The organism is Pantoea sp. UYEF8 (assembly GCF_040546285.1).
In the GTDB taxonomy this organism is placed as follows: Bacteria; Pseudomonadota; Gammaproteobacteria; order Enterobacterales; family Enterobacteriaceae; genus Pantoea; species Pantoea brenneri.
In genome coordinates, this window is sequence record NZ_JBEPNM010000002.1 from 78,219 (window position 1) to 98,163 (window position 19,945).

A 19,945-nucleotide genomic window follows, 5' to 3' on the forward strand; every position below is an offset into this window, starting at 1 on the left:
TGACCCGCCTTTACCGGCAAAAAAAAGCTGGCTTAGCGCCAGCTTTTTTCATATCAGCACCGCGCCCTGGGCGGTCATTTGCGCGAAAGCGATCTCGCTGTCCTCGGGATTCAGGTTCACGCCGCGACAGCCTTCTTTGACCACCTCAACGTGATAGCCCAGCTCGAGCGCGTCCAGCACGCTGTATTTCACGCAGTAGTCGGTCGCCAGTCCCAGCACCACCAGATGCGTGATCTCGCGTTCGCGTAACCAGCTGTCGAGTTCGGTTTTGCGGCGATGGCCGTTATCGAAGAAGGCGCTGTAGCTGTCAACATCCTGGTCCTGACCCTTATGGAACACCGCATCAAACAGCGAACGCTCGAGGCCAGGATGGAAATCGGCCCCCTGGCTTCCCTGAATGCCGTGATCCGGCCACCAGATCTGCGCCAGACCGTTTAATTCGCCGAGGGTGTACACCGGTTCGCCGGAGACCGAGGCGAAACTGCCATGGTCAGCCGGATGCCAGTCCTGCAGCGCGACCACCGGTTCACCGTTCTGGATGAAGGTGCGCGCATAGCGGTTGGCGACCTCAACAGTCTGGTCGCCTTCATGGACGGCCATTGGGCCGCCCGGACAAAAATCATTCTGGATATCAATAATGATCAGTGCGCGTTTCATTACAAGTCGCTCCGTCTCAATCTTCTGTCAGTTCACCGCGCAAATTTTGCTGCATTTTGCTGCGTATTTCATCGGCGGAGAGGTTCTGGCTGAGTAAGAAGTGCAGCTTAGTCAGCGCTGCCTCAACGGTCAGATCAAAACCGCTGATGACGCCAGCATGTTCCAGCGCGTTGCCGGTGGCGTAGCCGCCCATATTGACCTTGCCCGAAATGCATTGGGTCAGATTGACCACCACGATACCGCGCTCGCTCGCCTGCTGGAGTTCTGCCAGGAACTCCGCATTCTGCGGCGCGTTGCCGACACCGTAAGAGCGCAGGATCAGCGCTTTTACCGGCTGACGCAGGAAGTTGCGTACCACATCGGCCGAGATGCCTGGATAGATGGTCACCACGCCAATCGGCTGGGGCGTAATAGTGTGCACAATCAGTGCACCCTTGCCTTGCGGTGCAGGCGGGGTATTCAGGCGGCGAATATGAATACCGGCTTCCAGCAGCGCGGAGAGGTTAGGCGAAGCGAAAGCATTAAAGCCATCGGCATGCGCTTTGGTGGTCCGGTTGCCGCGGTAGAGCGTATTGTTGAAGAACAGCGACACTTCGCTGATCGGATAATTGGCCGCGACATACAGCGAGTTCAATAAGTTTTGCTGCCCATCTGAACGTAGCTCCGCCAGCGGAATCTGCGACCCGGTGACGATAACCGGTTTAGCCAGATTCTCCAGCATGAAGGAGAGGGCCGACGCGGTAAACGCCATGGTATCGGTGCCATGCAGAATCACAAAACCATCATAGTGATCATAATTCTGCCGGATATCCTCTGCGATTGACTGCCAGTCCTGCGGCGTCATATCGGACGAGTCGATCAGCGGCTGATACTCATGAATGGTGAAATCGGGCATCTCGGGACGGTGGAATTCAGGCATGTTAGCCAGCTGCTGCTGCAGATGGCCGGAAATCGGAATGTATCCCTGTGCCGATCGCTGCATACCAATGGTACCGCCAGTGTAGGCTACGTAGATGTTTTTCTTTTGCATTAGAGAACTCAGACTTGCCGTAAAACGCGCAGTATAAGGGGAAAGGCGGGGAAAAGCAGCCCGACCATCGGCCGGGCTGCGAGGTTTATCGCACAGTTTAACGCACGTCGCCGCAGTTCAGGCAGAAGGCGTAACGGTTTTGCGGATCGTTAAGATGATCAAACAGACCGGGTTGGGCTTTCATCGCGCTCATCACATCCAGCATCGGCGCAGGCAGCCAGGCCTTGAGCGGATTCGGCAGCACCGCGCGTACCGAGGCGTTGACCTGGTTCAGCATCATATCAAGGAAGCTCGGGTCATCCTGATACCAGCTCAGCTGCGGTTTGCTGACTTTTGCCAGCTCACCGGCTTTCTTAACCGCATCGTCAAAGTCACCCAGTGCATCGACCAGCCCATTGGCTTTGGCATCGCTACCGGTCCAGACGTGGCCCTGCGCGATGGCGTCAATCTGCTCCGGCGTCTTGTTGCGTGACTTCGCCACCAGACCCACAAAGTTGTGATAACCATTTTCGATGGTCAGCTGCATCAGCTGCTGAACTTCGGTTGGCAGCGCTTTGGTGGTGGAGATATCAGCCAGCGGCGAGGTGGCCACACCGTCGGTGTGCACACCAATCGCATCCAGACTGTTTTCCAGCGTATTGATCACGCCAAAAATACCGATAGAGCCGGTCAGGGTGCTTGGGTTAGCCACGATGTAGTTGGCTGGGGTCGAAATCCAGTAGCCGCCGGATGCCGCCATGCCGCCCATCGATACCACAATCGGCTTACCGGCAGCATGCGCCGCCGCCAGCTCTTCGCGAATCGCTTCAGAGGCGGTCACGCTGCCGCCTGGGCTGTTAACCCGCAGGATAATGGCTTTGATTTTCGGATCGAGACGCGCATCGCGAATCTGTGCGGCGGTGGTATCGCCACCGACGTTGCCTGGCGTCTCTTCACCGTCCATGATCGCGCCGCTGGCGAGCACCACAGCAATGTTGCCATCCTGCGCCGAGGCCGGTTTAACCGCGTAGTCGTAGATGCTGACGCTGCGATAATCATTACTCTGCTTATCAAGGCCAAAGGTTTTCACCAGCTCCTGATCGGCGGCGGCACGGGAACCCAGCGCATCCACCAGCTTGTTATCCAGCGCGTACTGCGCAGTATCGCCTTTAACCGCATTCAGCCCGGCAATCACCGCCGCTGCACCCGGGAATAGCTGCTCTGGCGTAATCTGACGGTTCGCTGACACGGTATTCAGGTAGTTCTGCCACAGCTGACCCAACCAGCGGCTATCGGCGTCGCGGGCGGCAGGTGACATATCGTCACGCAGGAACGGCTCTACCGCAGATTTATAGGTCCCGACCCGGAACACATGGGAAGTGACTTTCAGTTTTTCCAGCAGGGTTTTGTAATACAGGCCGTTGGTGGCAAACCCGTGCAGATCGACCGTGCCCTGCGGCGACAGGTAGATTTTGCTGGCGTAGCTGGCGAGATAATATTGCGCCTGGCTGTAGCTGTCGCCCAGCGCATAGATCGGCTTGCCGCTGTCGCGGAATTCGCGCAGTGCTTTACCAACGTACTGCAGCGAAGGCTGATCGCCGCCGGCAAAGTCGCGTAAATCCAGCACCATGCCTTTAATGTTATTGTCCGTTTTGGCCTGACGAATCGCATCAACTACGTCAAACAACGAATTTTCCTGCAGCCGATCGCTGCTGGCCCCCAGCAACTGCCGGCCAATTTTGCTCAGCCGATTACTGACCGAAGGCTTATCGACCAGCACACCGCTGAGATCGACCCGCAGCGCACCTTGCTGCATCGGCGCTGAACTGCCGCCCGATCCGCTCACCTGCAGCCAGATCCCGACACCTACCACAATCAACAAAATCAGGAAAATATTCAGAATGAATTCCCTGATAAAATTTAATACCCGCCAGGTCCAGCGAAACAGACCTGCAATAATTCGCCACAATGTGCGCATCAGACTCTCCATATTCATGTAGCCGGAAGTGGCCGCCGCGCGTACCAGGCTTCCCCGACGAGCTCATCCTAAAGAGCAGCGTGCTAAAAGTCAGCAGGAATTCACCGCCGACTGTTACAAAAAATCTGACTGTGCCAGGATTACTGCAACATCAATGCGATCGGGAGAAAAAACATGGATGCACTGGAGTTACTGGTTAACCGTCGTTCGGCATCACGTCTGACCGACCCGGCGCCCGCCGGCGAGGCGCTGGAAAATATACTGCGTGCCGGTATGCGCGCACCGGATCACGGCACGCTGCAACCCTGGCGCTTTATTATTGTGGAAAATGAGGGCCGCGATCGGCTGAGTCAGCTGCTGGAGCAGGCAGCACGTGATAAGCAACTGGATGAGAAGGCGATCAACAAGGCCAGTCAGTCGCCGTTTCGCGCACCAATGATCATTACCGTGGTGGCATATTGTGAACCCCACCCGAAAGTGCCGCGCTGGGAGCAGATTGCTTCCGCCAGCTGCGCAGTGATGGCGATGCAGATGGCGGCAGCAGCGCAGGGCTATAATGGTATCTGGCGCAGCGGCCCGTGGACCGACGATCAGACGGTGCGCCAGGCATTCGGCTGCCGGGAACAGGATGCAATTGTCGGCTTCCTCTATTTAGGCACGCCGCAGCTGAAGTCCAGCACCACCGTGTTGCCGCCCGACACCGCGCCTTTCGTCAGTTACTTCTGACCCTTATCCTGAACCTGCCGGCAGGGCATCCTCTGGCCCTGCTTATTGAACGCTTCCTGTGCGAATGATCGCTATCCCGGTCCGTGACGCTTACGCCAGACGCCTTGCCAGGCTAACATAGCCGCCATATTTGCAGCCAACAGCGAACAACCGGTTATCACTGTTATTCCCTGATGTTAAGGATTACCTGATTCAATGCGTTTGTTTATTGCGGAAAAACCCAGTCTTGGGCGGGCCATTGCCGATGTGCTGCCAAAACCTCATCGACGCGGCGATGGATTTATCGCCTGCGGCAACGATCAGGTGGTGACCTGGTGTGTCGGGCATTTGCTGGAGCAGGCGCAACCCGACAGTTACGACAGCCGTTACGCGCGCTGGTCGTTAGCCGACCTGCCGATCGTTCCGCAAAAGTGGCAGCTTAAGCCGCGCCCGTCAGTCGCCAAACAGCTGAAAGTGGTAGAAGGATTGCTGGCCCAGGCCAGTGAGATCGTGCATGCCGGTGACCCCGATCGCGAAGGACAGTTGCTGGTCGATGAGGTGCTGGACTATCTCAACCTGCCAGCGGAAAAGCGCAGTCGGGTACAGCGCTGCCTGATCAACGATCTCAATCCACAGGCGGTGGATCGCGCGGTGAACCGCCTGCGGGAGAACCGGGAATTTATTCCGCTCTGTGTTTCAGCGCTGGCTCGCGCCCGTGCCGACTGGCTGTACGGCATCAATATGACCCGTGCCTGGACGCTGCTGGGGCGCAGTGCCGGCTACGATGGCGTGCTGTCAGTGGGTCGGGTGCAGACGCCGGTGCTCGGGCTGGTGGTGCGGCGCGATGAAGAGATAGAGAATTTCCTGCCGAAAGATTACTTCGAGGTAAAAGCCCACATCGTCACGCCGGATGAGGTGCGTTTCGTCGCCAGCTGGGTGCCGAGCGAAGCCTGTGAGCCGTGGCAGGATGAGGAGGGGCGTCTGCTGAAGCGGGCGCTGGCTGATCATGTGGTGGCGCGTATCACCGGCCAGCCAGCGGCGGTTACCGCCTACAGCGATAAACGGGAAAACGAAGGTGCACCGTTACCGTTCTCCTTATCCAGCCTGCAGATTGAGGCGGCGAAGCGTTACGGCCTGAGTGCACAAACGGTGCTGGATACCTGCCAGCGGCTGTATGAAACCCATAAGCTGATCACCTATCCACGTTCCGATAGCCGTTATCTGCCGGAAGAGCATTTCGCCGGCCGCCATGCGGTACTCAATGCCATTCAGGCCCATCAGCCGCAGCTGACGCCGCCGGCCGATTTTGACGCCGATCGCCGTAACCGCTGCTGGGATGACAAAAAGGTCGATGCGCACCATGCGATCATTCCGACTGCCCGCGCCGGTTCGGTGAAACTGAGTGAGAACGAGCAAAATATCTATGCGCTGGTGGCGCGCCAGTATCTGATGCAGTTCTGTCCGGATGCGGTGTTCCGCAAATGCGTGATAGAACTGGCGATCGCCGGCGGCAAATTCGTCGCCAAAGCGCGTTTCCTGGCAGAAGCGGGCTGGCGGGCACTGCTCGGTAACAAAGAGCGGGATGAAGAGAATGATGGTATGCCGCTGCCGGTGGTCGCCAAAGGCGATGAGCTGTTGTGTGAGCGCGGTGAGGTGCTGGCGAAGCAGACTCAGCCACCGCGTCCGTTTACGGACGCCACCATCCTTTCGGCGATGACCGGAATTGCCCGCTTCGTTCAGGATAAAGAATTAAAGAAAGTGCTGCGTGCGACCGATGGTTTAGGAACGGAAGCGACCCGCGCCGGCATTATCGAATTGCTGTTTCGTCGTGGCTTCCTGGTGAAAAAGGGCCGCTATATCCACTCAACTGAGGCCGGACGTGCCCTGATCCACTCGTTACCCGATCTGGCTGCACGCCCGGATATGACCGCGCAGTGGGAATCCACCCTGACCCGGATCAGTGAAAAGGCCTGCCGCTATGATGAGTTCATGCAGCCGCTGGTGCAGACCCTGACCGGACTGATTCATCAGGCGCGGCAACAGCCTGCGGTGCATGCCTTTCGGGGCTTACCGTCCACCGGACAAAAACGTCCGGTGCGCAAAACAAAGCGTAAAGTCAAGGAGACGGAATGAGACGTTTTTCATTATTAATGGTGCTGGCCCTGTCGCTGGCTGGCGGTGCCGCAGAGGCCAACAGCCGACATCAGCCGCCGCCGGACAGCGACAATGGTGTCAACACTGACGTGGTAGTCGACCTGCCGCCGGAAGTCTGGACCCAGGGACAACGGCGTCAGCCGGACTGTCTGCGCTGCTGTATTTTTGATAATCGTAACTACAGCGAAGGGGCGGTGGTGAAATCGGAAGGGGTGTTACTGCAATGCGCGCGTGATGAACACTCGCTGGGCACCAATAATCTGATCTGGAAAATAGTCAAATAGTCGTCGCGTGGCAGTCGGCCACGCGACCTTCAGTTAAAGCGCGTCGATCAGAAGCGGAAGGTGGACCAGATTGGCGCGTGATCCGACGGCTTTTCCATGCTGCGGATAGCATAATCAATGCCGCTCTCTACGCAGTGGGCCGCCAGGTTTTTACTCGCCAGAACCAGATCAATGCGTAAACCGCGGTTATCATCGAAACCCTTTGAGCGGTAGTCGAACCACGAAAAACGATCGGCGGTTTCAGGATTATGTTCACGCCAGGTGTCCACCAGTCCCCAGCCCAGCAGCCGATCCATCCACTCACGCTCTTCCGGCAGGAATGAACATTTGCCGGTACGCAGCCAGCGCTTGCGGCTCTCTTCACCAATCCCAATATCCAGATCGGTGCTGCTGATATTCATGTCGCCCATAATCAGCACCGGTTTGTCGGCGGGCAGATCGTCGGTCAGAAAACGTTGCAGATCGCGATAAAATTTCTCTTTGGCCGGAAACTTGGTCGGATGGTCACGGCTTTCACCCTGCGGAAAATAGCCGTTAATCACCGTGATGTCGCCAATCGGGCTGGGGATTTCGGCCATAATCAGGCGGCGTTGTGCATCGTCATCATCACCGGGAAAGCCACGGCGTACTGCTACCGGCTGTACCTTCGTCAGTAGCGCAACGCCGTAATGGCCTTTCTGACCATGATAAAAGACGTTGTAACCGAGCTTCGCCACCTCTTCCAGCGGGAACATGTCGTCATGGACTTTGGTTTCCTGCAGGCCGATGACGTCCGGACTATGTTGTTCGACCAGTGCCTGGAGCTGATGCGGACGGGCACGCAACCCATTGATGTTAAATGAAACAAATTTCATGGAATCGACCATTGTTCAGCGAGTAATAGGCTGGGATGGTAGCGATTTTTACTGAAAAAGTCATGACCGAAGCGTGGAAGATGATACGAGAGGGCAGGGACAGACCAACAGAGCAGGGGGAGATAAGCAGTAACAGCAGGTTAAAACAGGAGAGGGCGGCGGGAGAAGGATTATTCGGCGCGTTGCGCCTCACCCTTCGGGCCGCGCTGAAGCGCGTTGTCTCGCAAGGCTCGACCCGAACCTTAATCGAAGGTTCTCATCCCTCTCCCCGCAGAACAGGAAGTTTAGGTATTAGTTTGGGATTATGTGCGATATGCAAGATGGTGGTGGGAGAAGGATTATTCGGCGCGTTGCGCCTCACCCTTCGGGCCGCGCTGAAGCGCGTTGTCTCGCAAAGCCCGACCCGAACCTTAATCGAAGGTTCTCATCCCTCTCCCCGCAGAACAGGAAGTTTAGGTATTAGTTTGGGATTGTGTGCGATATGCAAGATGGTGGTGGGAGAAGGATTCGAACCTTCGAAGTCTGTGACGGCAGATTTACAGTCTGCTCCCTTTGGCCGCTCGGGAATCCCACCAGGGATTACGGTATGCTGGCAAAAAGACGATTCAGATGGTGGTGGGAGAAGGATTCGAACCTTCGAAGTCTGTGACGGCAGATTTACAGTCTGCTCCCTTTGGCCGCTCGGGAATCCCACCATGGCCTGAATCTTTATGTCTTAAAGCGGGGCGCATCATACCAAATGCGATAAGGGTGTAAAGCGCCCATCGGCAAAACAGCATCTGTTTGCCCACTTTTTGCCCGTAGCGCTGAATCCTCAGGCAATTCAGCCACTGGCGTGATTAAAGAATAATCGTTCGGTTACCGTAAACAAACACGCGCTGGCCCAGCACTTTGTACAGTGCGCGGCTTAACACGTTCTTTTCAACGTCACGACCGGCACGCATCATCTCTTCAGCGGTGTAGCTGTGATCGACATTGATGACGTCCTGCATAATGATTGGACCTTCGTCGAGGTTGTCATTTACGTAGTGCGCAGTTGCGCCGATAATTTTCACGCCGCGTTCATACGCCTGATGATAAGGACGGGCGCCAATAAAGGCTGGCAGGAACGAGTGGTGGATATTGATGATCTGGTTAGGGTAGCGCTGCACGAACGCCGGGGTCAGCACGCGCATATATTTCGCCAGCACCACATAGTCAGGCTGGTAACGATCGATCTCTTCAACCATCCGGCTATCGTGTTCTTCGCGCGTCAGGCCTTCATGGCTGACCAGCACGAAAGGAATATCGAAACGCTCAACCAGCGAACGCAGCGTGTCATGGTTGCCGATCACCGCGGCAATTTCCATATCCAGACCGCCAAAGGCGCTCTTCATCAGCAGATCGCCGAGGCAGTGTGCCTCTTTGGTCACCAGGATAACCACGCGGCGGCGGCCGGCGCTGTGCAGTTCACGGACTGAACCCTGAGGCAGGGCGCTATCGAGATCTGCAAGCAGGGTGTTGTCGTTAAAGATCCCTTCCAGCTCTGTGCGCATAAAAAAACGCCCGGTGCGATGATCAACAAACTCATTGTTTTGCACAATATTCAGCTCGTGCTTGTAGCAAATATTGGTGATTTTGGCGATCAGACCTTTTGCATCGGGACAAATGGTACGTAAAACTTTTCTTTGCATGGTTTGCGCTTGCATCTCAATCAGAGTCCTGTCAAAGCATTAGGGGTAGAACCGTTGCGGTTGCCTTTGGCTTAGCCACAACATTTTTTGTATTTTTTGTCGGAGCCGCAGGGGCACCGATCGTTACGGCCAATCTGGGGCGCCGTTCCGTCGACATAGTACCAGCGTTGATCCTCACGAAGAAAGCGTGAACACTCATGAATGGCCTGAATGGTCATTTTCTCGCGGTATCGCGCAAAAAAGGTGACGAAAGCTTCATTCTCATGGCTTCCATGATTACAACGAGTTACATTCAGGCTTAGCCATTCAGTGCCCTGAAAACTTTCAGATAAAAGCCCTGCCAGCGCGGGCTGACGTTTGGCAGGATGCCAGGTAGAAACCAGATAATCTGCGTTCTGCTGAACATAGGCGCAATAACGTGAACGCATAAGTTGTTCAGCTGTAACAGGAATTTGGGTACCCTTAAGAAAGGGCTCGCAACATACGCTATACTGCTCTCCGCTACAACATGGGCAGATGTCTGACACGTGATCTCCTGAAGGTGATGAGTCGATATAAACCAGCGCGCTATGTTAGCTGACCCTACGTTGTGACGCTATGTATTGACGGCAGGACCAGAAACAGATGAGAAAGGTAAAAATTGGATTGGCTCTGGGTTCTGGAGCGGCCAAAGGATGGGCGCATATCGGCGTAATTAAGGCGCTTGAGCACGCCGGAATTGAAGTCGATGTGGTGGCGGGATGTTCAGTCGGCGCGCTGGTCGGCTCGGCCTATGTTAATAACCGCTTGCCGCTGATGGAAAAGTGGGTCAGCGCGTTTCGTTACTGGGATGTGATTCGCCTGATGGATGTTTCGTGGCAGCGCGGGGGGTTATTGCGCGGCGAGCGGGTATTCAATCACGTCCGGCAGTTAATCCCCAATGACACCATTGAGACCTGCGGTAAACCCTTTGGCGTGGTCGCGACCAACCTCAGTACCGGCCGTGAACTGTGGCTGACCGAGGGCGATTTGCATCAGGCGGTGCGGGCATCCTGCAGTATGCCAGGTTTATTACCGCCCGTGGGCTACAATGGGTATTGGCTGGTGGATGGTGCCGTGGTCAATCCGGTGCCGATTTCATTAACGCGTGCCCTGGGCGCTGACATTGTTATCGCCGTAGACCTGCAGCACGACGCACATCTGATGCAGCAGGACCTGTTTTCCGTGACACCCCAGAACAGTGAAGAAGAAGCCGCCGCGGTGGCATTGAGCTGGAGCGGGAAGCTGCGACAGCGACTGGTGAATTTTAGCCAGCGTCGTGCGTCCCAGACACCGGGAGCGATGGAGATCATGACCACCTCTATCCAGGTGCTGGAAAATCGCCTGAAGCGAAATCGTATGGCAGGCGATCCGCCCGATGTCCTGATTCAGCCCGTTTGTCCGCAAATTTCGACGCTGGACTTTCACCGCGCTGAAGAGGCTATCGAGGCAGGCAAGGCCGCCGTTGAGAAGAAAATGGATGAACTGTTACCACTGGTCCGTGGCAGATAATCAGGTTGTTCATTCACAGATGTTACTTCGGGCAATTCTGAAAGGCGCAACTGCGTTTTATGAACCACTATTGAAATATCTGGTACGCAGGGGGAAAGAATGGAAAAACCACTAATCGGCAAAAAGATAGTCATTGTCGAAGATGAGGCTGTTTTCCGTTCGTTGCTGGACCAATTTTTGTTATCGATGGGTGCTGTGACGTTACAAGCGGAAGATGGTCTGGAAGCAATTGCACAATTACAACAGCATACTGTCGACCTGATAATTTGCGATCTGGAGATGCCGCGCATGAGCGGTATCCAGTTCGTTGAACATATTCGTACCCGTGGCAATGCGGTGCCGATTTTGATCATCTCGGCAACCGAAAACATGTCTGATATCGCCCACGTGCTGCGCCTCGGGGTGCAGGATGTGCTGCTGAAACCGCTGAAGAACTTTGAGCGCTTCCGTGAAGCGGTCTATGAGTGTCTCTATCCCTCAATGTTCACCTCTAAAGTGGAGGAGGATGAACAGCTGTTCCAGGACTGGGATGCGCTGGTGCGCGATCCGAAAGCGGCCGCCAAGTTGCTTAAGCAGCTTCAGCCGCCGGTGCAACAAACCATCGCCAATTGTCGGGTCAACTACCGCCAGCTCACCATGGCCGAGCAGCCTGGCCTGGTTCTGGATATTGCAGCCCTCTCAGATAAAGACCTGGCTTTCTACTGTCTGGACGTCACCCGGGCGGGCGACAATGGAGTACTGGCCGCGTTGCTGCTGCGTGCGCTGTTCAACGGCTTGCTGCAGGAGCAGTTGTCGGGACAGAAACAGCGCTTGCCGGAACTCAATGGCCTGCTCAGACAGGTCAATTTGCTGTTACGGCAGGCCAACCTGAGCGGTCAGTTCCCGTTACTGGTTGGTTATTATCACCGCGGTTTAAAAAATCTCATCCTGGTTTCAGCCGGTTTAAACGCCACGCTTCACGTTCATGCCCATCAGATTCAACTCAGCAACGGCGTGCCTCTGGGCACCATGGGAAGCACCCATCTTAATCAGATCAGTCAGCGTGCCGAAAACTGGCAATGCCACGTCTGGGGCGCAGGCGGACGCATTCGTCTGATGCTATCGGCTGAAGAATAAACAGCAAAAATTAATTTGATCTGGCGCTGGAGACAGGGCCAGAAGTTAGCTTTACACTTGGGTAATAGTCTTAATTTCGACGGTTTCAGTTCTTCCAGGATAAATCCGTTCGATACTAACTGATATACTCATTTCCGAATTTAAACCGACATATCAAGTATTAACTTGAACGGCCTATAAGAGAGGTATCTTAATGTCTGCCTATAAGTCCAAAGTAAAAAAAGCGGTAATCCCGGTAGCGGGTCTGGGTACGCGCATGCTCCCAGCCACTAAAGCGATTCCGAAAGAGATGTTACCGCTGGTTGATAAGCCGTTAATCCAGTATGTCGTTAACGAGTGTATTGCTGCCGGCATCAACGAAATTGTGCTGGTGACTCACTCTTCTAAAAACGCCATCGAAAACCACTTCGATACCAGCTTCGAACTGGAATCTATGCTGGAAAAACGTGTTAAGCGTCAGCTGCTGGATGAAATCCAGTCAATCTGCCCGCCACACGTCACCATCATGCAGGTTCGTCAGGGCATCGCTAAAGGCCTGGGCCACGCGGTTATGTGTGCACATCCATTAGTGGGTGATGAGCCAGTTGCCGTGATCCTGCCAGACGTGATCATCGACGAATACGAATCTAACCCAACCAAAGATAACCTGGCAGAAATGCTGAGCCGTTACGAAGAGTCTGGCCGCAGCCAGATCATGGTTGAGCCGGTTGCTGATGTGACGGCGTACGGTGTTGTAGATTGCCAGGGCGCAGAACTGAACCCAGGCGACAGCGCACCAATGGTTGGTGTGGTTGAGAAGCCAAAAGCGGCAGAAGCGCCATCTAACCTGGCCGTTGTTGGTCGTTATGTTCTTTCTGCTGATATCTGGCCACTGCTGGCGAAAACGCCTCCAGGTGCAGGCGGCGAAGTTCAGTTAACTGACTCTATCGCTATGCTGATGGAAAAAGAGACCGTTGAAGCTTATCACCTGAAAGGTGTGAGCCATGACTGCGGTAACAAACTGGGCTACATGCAGGCTTTCGTTGAGTACGGTGTTCGTCATCCGGTATTGGGCAAAGATTTTTCTGAATGGCTCGATGGCGCAGTTGGCAACAAAAAGTAATTCATAAACACAGGATAACTCGATGAAAGTCACTGTATTTGGTATCGGCTATGTCGGTCTGGTTCAGGCTGCGGTGTTGGCCGAAGTCGGACATGACGTTCTCTGCATTGATGTCGACGAAAAGAAAGTCGAAAATCTGAAAAAAGGCATCATTCCTATTTTCGAACCAGGTTTAACGCCGCTGGTAATGTCTAATTACGAAGCGGGTCGTCTGAAGTTCAGCACCGATGCTGAGCTGGGCGTAAACCATGGTGTTATGCAGTTTATTGCAGTCGGTACCCCCCCGGATGAAGACGGCTCTGCCGATCTGAAATATGTGACCGCTGTAGCGCGCACCATTGCGCAATACATGAACGATCACAAAGTGGTTATCGACAAATCAACCGTTCCGGTTGGCACAGCAGACAAAGTGCGTGCAGTGATGACGGAAGCGCTTAAAGCGCGTGACGCTAACATCACTTTCGATGTGGTCTCTAACCCTGAATTCCTCAAGGAAGGCGCGGCGGTTAACGACTGCATGCGTCCAGAGCGCATCGTTGTCGGCACCGATAACGACGAAGTGGTTGAACTGTTACGCGAGCTCTATGAGCCGTTTAACCGTAACCACGATCGTATGATCATGATGGATATCCGCAGCGCAGAGCTGACCAAGTATGCCGCAAACTGCATGCTGGCGACCAAAATCAGCTTTATGAACGAGATCTCCAATCTGGCTGAGCGTTTAGGCGCGGATATTGAAAAAGTACGCCAGGGTATCGGCTCCGATCCCCGCATTGGCTACCACTTCATCTATCCAGGCTGTGGCTATGGTGGTTCCTGCTTCCCGAAAGATGTGCAGGCGCTGATCCGTACCGCGGAGTCTATTGGCTATAAGCCTCGCCTGTTACAGGCGGTGGAAGATGTCAATGACAGCCAGAAGACCAAGCTGCCGACCTTCATTAAGCGTCATTTCGGCGACGATCTGAGCGGTAAGACCTTTGCCCTTTGGGGTCTGTCATTCAAGCCGAATACCGACGATATGCGTGAAGCCTCCAGCCGCGTGCTGATGGAAACGTTGTGGGAAGCCGGTGCTACTGTCCAGGCGTTTGACCCTGAAGCGATGGATGAAGCGCAGCGCATCTATGGTCACCGCAGCGATCTCAAGCTGATGGGAACCAAAGAGGCGGCACTGCAGGGCGCTGATGGCCTGGTCATTTGTACGGAATGGCAAAACTTCCGTGCACCTGACTTTGACGTCATCAAAAATGCACTGAAAGAACCCGTGATTTTTGATGGTCGTAACCTGTATGATCCAGAGCGTACCAGCAAACGCGGATTCGTTTATTATGCAATCGGCCGCGGAGCGTCTATTCAAATTGCATAATTAACGAGGGATTTATGAACTTTCTGGTCACCGGCGCCGCAGGCTTTATTGGTTTTCATGTTAGCCAACGTCTGCTGGCCGCCGGTCACCAGGTTGTCGGTATCGACAACCTGAATGATTATTATGACGTAAATCTTAAGCATGCCCGTCTGAACCTGATTAAACCCGATCCGGCTTTTACCTTTATTGAGATGGATCTGGCTGACCGTGACGCAATCGCGTCACTGTTTAAGCAACAGCAGTTCCAGCGCGTGATTCATTTAGGCGCCCAGGCGGGTGTTCGCTATTCAATAGATAATCCCCACGCCTACGCCGACGCTAATCTGATTGGTCACCTCAACATTCTTGAGGGCTGCCGTCATCATAAAATCGAACATCTGCTTTATGCATCTTCCAGTTCGGTTTATGGCCTGAATCGTAAAATGCCTTTCTCCACCGAAGATAGCGTTGACCATCCGGTTTCGTTATATGCGGCGACCAAGAAAGCTAACGAGTTAATGTCACATACTTACTCGCATCTTTACCAGCTGCCGACCACCGGACTGCGGTTCTTTACCGTTTATGGTCCATGGGGCCGGCCGGATATGGCATTATTCAAATTCACCCGTGCGATGATTGCAGGTGAAGCGATTGATGTTTATAACCAGGGCCAGATGAAACGCGACTTCACCTATATTGATGACATTGCGGAAGCGATTGTTCGTTTGCAGGATGTTATTCCGCAGGCGGATGAAAACTGGACGGTAGAAGCGGGATCGCCAGCCACCAGTTCTGCGCCTTATCGGGTTTATAATATTGGTAACAGTCAGCCGGTCACGCTGATCAACTATATCGAAGCCATCGAGAAAGCACTGGGTATTACGGCGGTTAAGAATCTGATGCCAATGCAACCGGGTGACGTGCTGGAAACCAGCGCCGACACCGAAGCCCTGTTTAAGGCGATCGGTTTTAAACCGCAAACCAGTGTGGAAGAGGGCGTTAAGCGCTTTGTTGACTGGTATCGGGACTTCTATCAGGTCTGATTAATAAAATAAAAAAGGAAGCGCAGGCTTCCTTTTTTTTGTTATCTCTAAGGGCAATCAGTAGTCAGTAGCGAAGCCCGACCCGTTATCAGAGTAGAAAGTCGTCTAACTGCTTACCTTGCTCTTCCAGTGCTTTTTTAATCACTGCCGGTGTGCGACCCTGACCAGTCCAGGTTCTGGTTTCGCCTTTTTCATCGACATACTTATATTTTGCCGGACGAACTGAACGGTTACCTTTCCCGGCGACTTTGGTGTCTGACAGGGAGCTCAGCAATTCATTCGGATCGATGCCGTCCGCCAGCAGCATTTCACGATACTGTTCCAGTTTACGTGCACGCTCGGCATTCTCTGCCTGGGTTAGTGACTCCTCTTCGCGGCGTTCTTTTACCACCACTTCAAGTTTTTCCAGCATCTCTTCCAGCGAGTCAATCGGATACTCTCTGGCCTGAGCACGCAGCGTACGGATATTATTAAGAACTTTTAGTGCTTCGCTCATTGTCCTGGTCTCTGAATAATAAAAAAGTTGTTTTGCCCGACAATAGTAGAGGTGGTAATAAATAACTTCAACACAAATTAATATTAAAGCGCGACGGCAAAATAAAAGAGAGTAAAAATTATCCTTCAGAAAAATTTACTTTTTCGCCGTTTAATGGCTATTTTTATGTCAGCTTTAAAAGACGTAAATTTAATACATTAATTACAGCAGTGAAAAAGGCAGGATGTTGTTGGGGGTAATATCCAGGCTACCCGCTCAGGCAGGCAAAGGATCGGCCTGAATTTTAGCTCACCCAGAGCGGCCAATGGCGATCATTATTCCGCGGCTACCCGCTCAGTTTTAGCAGCGCTTTGTGCTAATATGCGCGCCATTCCGTTAAGTCCTGATGAAGAACCCGCTGCTATGGCCCAACTCTATTTTTACTACTCTGCGATGAATGCGGGTAAATCCACCGCCTTACTGCAGTCCTCCTATAACTACCAGGAACGGGGAATGCGAACCCTGGTCTACACCGCTGAAATTGACGATCGCTTTGGCGCAGGCACCGTCAGCTCGCGTATTGGCCTCTCTTCGCCCGCCTTACTGTATAACGCTGAGACTGCGCTTTACCGCGATATCGCCGCAGAGCACGCGGCTCAGCCGATTCACTGCGTGCTGGTCGATGAGAGTCAGTTCCTGACCCGTGAGCAGGTGAAGGCCCTGTCAGACGTGGTGGACAACCTTGATATCCCGGTGCTTTGCTATGGCCTGAGAACCGACTTCCGTGGTGAGCTGTTTACCGGCAGTCAGTATCTGCTGGCGTGGGCTGACAAGCTGGTAGAGCTGAAGACCATCTGCCACTGTGGCCGCAAAGCCAGTATGGTGCTGCGGCTCGACAGCGAGGGAAAACCGTTCAGTGAAGGTGAGCAGGTGGTGATCGGTGGCAATGAACGCTATATCTCCGTGTGCCGCAAGCATTACAAGCAGGCAATAGAGCAGGGATCGCTGCAGGCGATTTACGGCGCGCAAACGCCGCTGAACTGACAGTGCTGTAACAGAAATAAAAAAACCCGCCGAGGCGGGTTTTTTGTTTGTCAGCCGATTAGACGTTTTTCGCTTTCTTCTCGACCTTAACACCTTTTACCGGTTGTTCAGCCACGGCTTCAGCGACGCTGGAGAAGGGTTCAACAAATTCGCGGCCATAGTAGGTGTCCAGCATGATTTGTTTCAGCTCAGCAATCAGCGGATAACGTGGGTTAGCGCCGGTACACTGGTCATCAAATGCATCATCTGCCAGCTTATCGACTTTCGCCAGGAAGTCAGCTTCTGCCACACCCGCTTCGCGGATAGAGGTTGGGATACCCAGTTGAGTTTTAATCTCTTCCAGCCACGCCAGCAGTTTTTCAATTTTCTGCGCGGTGCGGTCGCCCGGCGCCGTCAGGCCTAAGTGGTCTGCGACTTCTGCGTAGCGACGACGTGCCTGTGGACGGTCATACTGGCTGAACGCGGTCTGTTTAGTCGGGTTGTCGTTCGCGTTATAACGAATGACGTTGGCAATTAACAGTGAGTTAGCCAGGCCGTGTGGGATATGGAATTCCGATCCCAGTTTGTGCGCCATGGAGTGACAAACCCCAAGGAAGGCGTTGGCAAAGGCGATACCGGCGATGGTTGCCGCATTGTGCACGCGTTCACGCGCCACCGGATTTTTCGCACCTTCCGCGTAGCTGGCTGGCAGGTTCTCTTTCAGCAGTTTAAGTGCCTGCAGCGCCTGACCGTCAGAGTATTCGTTAGCCAGCACTGACACATAGGCTTCCAGCGCATGGGTCACCGCATCCAGGCCGCCAAAGGCGCACAGGGAGCGCGGCATATCCATCACCAGGTTAGCATCGACAATCGCCATATCCGGGGTTAACGCATAGTCTGCCAGTGGGTATTTCTGGCCGGTGGCATCGTCGGTAACCACCGCAAACGGCGTCACTTCTGAACCGGTACCGGAAGTGGTGGTGATTGCCACCATGCGAGCTTTGACGCCCATTTTCGGGAATTTGTAGATACGTTTACGGATATCCATAAAGCGTAACGCCAGCTCTTCAAAATGGGTCTCAGGATGTTCGTACATCACCCACATGATTTTCGCGGCATCCATCGGTGAACCACCGCCGAGGGCGATAATCACGTCAGGTTTGAAGCTGTTCATCTGCTCAGCGCCTTTACGCACGATGCTCAGCGTAGGGTCAGCTTCAACTTCAAAGAACACCTCTGTTTCAACGCCGTGTGCTTTCAGCACGCGGGTCACCTGGTCAGCATAACCGTTGTTAAACAGGAAGCGGTCAGTGACGATGAACGCACGTTTGGCGCCATCCGAAGCCACTTCTTCCAGTGCAATTGGCAGAGAACCGCGACGGAAGTAGATGGATTTAGGAAGTTTATGCCACAACATATTTTCAGCTCGCTTGGCGACAGTTTTGGTATTGATCAGGTGTTTCGGGCCAACGTTTTCAGAGATGGAGTTACCCCCCCATGAACCACAACCCAGCGTCAGAGAAGGCGCCAGTTTAAAGTTGTAGAGGTCACCGATACCGCCCTGTGAAGCCGGAGTATTGATCAGAATACGCGCGGTTTTCATTTTGTCGCCGAAGTAGTGAACGCGCTCGGTCTGGTTATCCTGGTCGGTATACAGGCAGGAGGTGTGTCCGATACCGCCCATCGCCACCAGTTTTTCCGCTTTATCGACGGCATCCTGGAAATCTTTTGCCCGATACATCGCGAGAGTCGGGGAGAGTTTTTCGTGAGCGAACGGCTCAGACTCATCCACCAGCTGCACTTCACCAATCAGAATTTTGGTGCTCGGAGGAACGGTGATGCCCGCCATCTCAGCAATTTTAAACGCTGGCTGACCAACAATCGCCGCATTCAGGCCACCATTTTTCAGAATGATATTCTGTACCGCGTTCAGCTCAGCGCCCTGCAGCATATAACCGCCATGGCTGGCAAAGCGTTCGCGCACTGCGTCATAAGCAGAATCCACCACAATCACTGACTGCTCAGAGGCACAAATCACGCCGTTATCGAAGGTTTTTGACATCAGGATAGACGCTACGGCGCGTTTAACGTCAGCCGTTTCATCAATCACTACCGGCGTATTACCGGCACCCACACCGATAGCAGGTTTACCTGAGCTGTAAGCGGCTTTCACCATGCCTGGTCCGCCGGTTGCCAGAATCAGGTTGATGTCAGGGTGATGCATTAACTGGTTAGACAGCTCAACCGAAGGCGCGTCAATCCAGCCGATAATATCTTTCGGCGCACCGGCTGCAATCGCTGCCTGCAGCACGATATCTGCCGCTTTGTTGGTGGCGTCTTTAGCACGTGGGTGTGGAGAGAAGATAATTCCGTTACGGGTTTTAAGACTGATCAGAGCTTTGAAGATGGCGGTAGAGGTTGGGTTGGTGGTCGGCACGATGCCGCAAATCAGGCCAATCGGTTCAGCGATAGTGATAGTACCGAAGGTGTCGTCGGTTGCCAGCACACCGCAGGTCTTTTCATCTTTGTAAGCGTTGTAGATATATTCAGAAGCAAAATGATTTTTGATCACTTTATCTTCGACGATGCCCATGCCGGATTCAGCAACGGCCATCTTAGCGAGAGGAATTCGGGCATCTGCGGCGGCAAGCGCGGCAGCACGGAAAATAGCGTCAACCTGTTGTTGGGAAAAGTTGGCGTATTCACGCTGGGCTTTTTTTACACGTTCGACCAGTGCATTAAGTTCAGCGACATTAGTAACGGCCATGGTGTTCTCCTGAAGGAAGTTAAACTTTTTTAGTAAACAATCCTGCGTCCTGAGTATAGTCCCGCCTGGCTGGCGCGTTGGATTGGGCCAGAACGCCCGGATTTTCAAATGTTTACTAAACTAGTCTGTTCTGGCATCAGCGTTATGTACCCTGATGCTGCTAATACTTCCGTTGCGAAAAGATTACCTGGTTTGAGGTAGGGCAATTTTGATACAGATCAATTTGAACGCAA

The 19,945-nt window shown here is 53.7% G+C and carries 17 protein-coding genes, 2 tRNA genes and 2 other RNA genes; 9 read left to right on the plus strand and 12 right to left on the minus strand.

The annotated features are described in order from the left end of the window. Positions 1–48 precede the first annotated feature (48 nt). The 3 genes from pncA to sppA form a co-directional block, all read right to left on the minus strand. Complete coding sequence (gene pncA, locus ABIB18_RS03845) at positions 49–657, minus strand: bifunctional nicotinamidase/pyrazinamidase (protein ID WP_031374598.1); 609 nt, start codon at positions 655–657, stop codon at positions 49–51. A gap of 16 nt (positions 658–673) precedes the next feature. Next, a complete protein-coding gene (ansA, locus tag ABIB18_RS03850) occupies positions 674–1,687 on the minus strand; it encodes an asparaginase (protein ID WP_354473696.1) in 1,014 nt (337 codons plus the stop codon). A 97-nt stretch (positions 1,688–1,784) separates the two neighbouring features. Further along, the gene (gene sppA / locus ABIB18_RS03855; protein ID WP_354473697.1) at positions 1,785–3,644 is read right to left on the minus strand and encodes a signal peptide peptidase SppA; all 1,860 of its coding nucleotides are present in this window, start codon (positions 3,642–3,644) and stop codon (positions 1,785–1,787) included. A 174-nt stretch (positions 3,645–3,818) separates the two neighbouring features. Here sppA and ABIB18_RS03860 point away from each other — a divergent pair, with 174 nt between their 5' ends. The 3 genes from ABIB18_RS03860 to ABIB18_RS03870 all read left to right on the plus strand — a co-directional run bounded on the left by ABIB18_RS03860 (position 3,819) and on the right by ABIB18_RS03870 (position 6,787). Then, positions 3,819–4,370, plus strand: coding sequence for an NAD(P)H nitroreductase (locus ABIB18_RS03860; RefSeq protein WP_031374596.1), 552 nt, complete (start codon positions 3,819–3,821; stop codon positions 4,368–4,370). A 195-nt stretch (positions 4,371–4,565) separates the two neighbouring features. After that, positions 4,566–6,482 (plus strand): DNA topoisomerase III, encoded by a 1,917-nt coding sequence (locus ABIB18_RS03865; RefSeq protein ID WP_069728541.1) that lies wholly within the window; start codon positions 4,566–4,568, stop codon positions 6,480–6,482. After that, positions 6,479–6,787, plus strand: coding sequence for a YnjH family protein (locus ABIB18_RS03870; protein WP_031374595.1), 309 nt, complete (start codon positions 6,479–6,481; stop codon positions 6,785–6,787). Before ABIB18_RS03865 ends, ABIB18_RS03870 begins: the two co-directional genes overlap by 4 nt. Before the next feature lie 47 nt (positions 6,788–6,834). On the opposite strand, the gene xthA is transcribed toward ABIB18_RS03870, so the two are convergent. The 7 genes from xthA to ABIB18_RS03905 form a co-directional block, all read right to left on the minus strand. Next, positions 6,835–7,641 carry an exodeoxyribonuclease III gene (xthA, locus tag ABIB18_RS03875; RefSeq protein WP_354473698.1) on the minus strand — a complete coding sequence of 269 codons (807 nt, stop codon included), beginning with the start codon at positions 7,639–7,641 and terminating at the stop codon, positions 6,835–6,837. Positions 7,642–7,794: 153 nt separating this feature from the next. Beyond that, positions 7,795–7,922: non-coding RNA, RtT sRNA (locus ABIB18_RS03880), on the minus strand. A gap of 40 nt (positions 7,923–7,962) precedes the next feature. After that, positions 7,963–8,090, minus strand: a non-coding RNA gene (locus ABIB18_RS03885) — RtT sRNA. Between the two features lie 40 nt (positions 8,091–8,130). Then, positions 8,131–8,215 (minus strand) — tRNA-Tyr (locus tag ABIB18_RS03890). Positions 8,216–8,251: 36 nt separating this feature from the next. After that, positions 8,252–8,336: transfer RNA gene (locus tag ABIB18_RS03895), tRNA-Tyr, on the minus strand. 144 nt (positions 8,337–8,480) lie between these two features. Beyond that, positions 8,481–9,329 (minus strand): formyltetrahydrofolate deformylase, encoded by an 849-nt coding sequence (purU, locus tag ABIB18_RS03900; RefSeq protein WP_031374594.1) that lies wholly within the window; start codon positions 9,327–9,329, stop codon positions 8,481–8,483. Positions 9,330–9,385: 56 nt separating this feature from the next. Continuing rightward, entirely contained in the window at positions 9,386–9,841 is a 456-nt protein-coding gene (locus tag ABIB18_RS03905; RefSeq protein WP_031374593.1) for a YchJ family protein, read from the minus strand. A gap of 97 nt (positions 9,842–9,938) precedes the next feature. Here ABIB18_RS03905 and rssA point away from each other — a divergent pair, with 97 nt between their 5' ends. The 5 genes from rssA to ABIB18_RS03930 all read left to right on the plus strand — a co-directional run bounded on the left by rssA (position 9,939) and on the right by ABIB18_RS03930 (position 15,447). Beyond that, positions 9,939–10,844 carry a patatin-like phospholipase RssA gene (gene rssA / locus ABIB18_RS03910; RefSeq protein ID WP_031374592.1) on the plus strand — a complete coding sequence of 302 codons (906 nt, stop codon included), beginning with the start codon at positions 9,939–9,941 and terminating at the stop codon, positions 10,842–10,844. 99 nt (positions 10,845–10,943) lie between these two features. Further along, positions 10,944–11,960 carry a two-component system response regulator RssB gene (rssB, locus tag ABIB18_RS03915; RefSeq protein WP_354473699.1) on the plus strand — a complete coding sequence of 339 codons (1,017 nt, stop codon included), beginning with the start codon at positions 10,944–10,946 and terminating at the stop codon, positions 11,958–11,960. Between the two features lie 193 nt (positions 11,961–12,153). Further along, complete coding sequence (galU, locus tag ABIB18_RS03920) at positions 12,154–13,062, plus strand: UTP--glucose-1-phosphate uridylyltransferase GalU (RefSeq protein ID WP_031374590.1); 909 nt, start codon at positions 12,154–12,156, stop codon at positions 13,060–13,062. A 22-nt stretch (positions 13,063–13,084) separates the two neighbouring features. Beyond that, a complete protein-coding gene (locus ABIB18_RS03925; protein WP_031374589.1) occupies positions 13,085–14,425 on the plus strand; it encodes a UDP-glucose dehydrogenase family protein in 1,341 nt (446 codons plus the stop codon). Positions 14,426–14,439: 14 nt separating this feature from the next. Further along, positions 14,440–15,447, plus strand: a complete 1,008-nt coding sequence (locus ABIB18_RS03930; protein WP_354473700.1) for an NAD-dependent epimerase — start codon at positions 14,440–14,442, stop codon at positions 15,445–15,447. 88 nt (positions 15,448–15,535) lie between these two features. Here ABIB18_RS03930 and hns read toward each other — a convergent pair whose 3' ends face one another. Continuing rightward, on the minus strand, positions 15,536–15,943 hold the full coding sequence (gene hns, locus ABIB18_RS03935) for a histone-like nucleoid-structuring protein H-NS (RefSeq protein WP_031374587.1): 408 nt from the start codon (positions 15,941–15,943) through the stop codon (positions 15,536–15,538). Positions 15,944–16,345: 402 nt separating this feature from the next. On the opposite strand from hns, the gene tdk reads away from it, so the two are divergent. Then, on the plus strand, positions 16,346–16,966 hold the full coding sequence (gene tdk, locus ABIB18_RS03940; RefSeq protein WP_031374586.1) for a thymidine kinase: 621 nt from the start codon (positions 16,346–16,348) through the stop codon (positions 16,964–16,966). 58 nt (positions 16,967–17,024) lie between these two features. Here the strand turns inward: tdk and adhE are convergent, their stop codons facing one another. Beyond that, positions 17,025–19,712 carry a bifunctional acetaldehyde-CoA/alcohol dehydrogenase gene (gene adhE, locus ABIB18_RS03945; protein ID WP_031374585.1) on the minus strand — a complete coding sequence of 896 codons (2,688 nt, stop codon included), beginning with the start codon at positions 19,710–19,712 and terminating at the stop codon, positions 17,025–17,027. Positions 19,713–19,945 lie beyond the last annotated feature (233 nt).